Source organism: Stenotrophomonas sp. INTA L402-1, from assembly GCF_059295135.1.
The window spans coordinates 1-604 of record NZ_JCAFWP010000168.1 but is presented as its reverse complement, the minus strand read 5'-3'; the positions used below and the strand labels follow the sequence as shown (position 1 = coordinate 604).

At 56.1% G+C, this 604-nt stretch carries 1 protein-coding gene; it reads left to right on the top strand.

Annotation, left to right across the window (positions count from 1 at the left end):
* Window positions 1-13: 13 nt before the first annotated feature.
* On the top strand, window positions 14-604 hold a 591-nt coding region (locus AC5O77_RS22140; RefSeq protein ID WP_494507214.1), incomplete at its 3' end, for an HPr family phosphocarrier protein.

The window sequence follows — 604 nt, the reverse complement described above, 5'->3', positions numbered from 1 at the left end:
ACCCGGAGCGGTTATGCTAACGATTCAATTTCTCTGTCCTCTGCCTAACGGTCTTCATGCCCGTCCGGCGTGGGACCTTAAAGAACAGTGCAGCCAGTGGCAAAGCGAAATCACCTTCATCAACCATCGCCAGAACGCAAAGGCAGATGCGAAAAGCTCGCTGGCGCTGATTGGCACCGGCACCCTATTTAATGACAGTTGCAGCCTGAACATTAGCGGCAGCGATGAAGAGCAGGCGCGGCGCGTGCTGGAAGAGTACATCCAGGTGCGCTTTATCGACAGCGACAGCGTCCAGCCAACGCAGGCAGAACTGACAGCGCATCCGCTGCCGCGTTCATTAAGCCGTCTGAATCCTGATTTACTGTACGGCAATGTGCTGGCAAGCGGCGTCGGCGTGGGTACACTGACCCTGTTACAAAGCGACAGCCTCGACAGTTATCGGGCAATCCCCGCCAGTGCGCAAGATTCCACCCGGCTGGAGTACAGCCTGGCAACGCTTGCCGAGCAACTGAACCAGCAGCTGCGTGAGCGTGACGGCGAAAGCAAAACTATCCTCAGCGCCCATTTGTCGCTGATTCAGGATGATGAATTTGCAGGCAATATC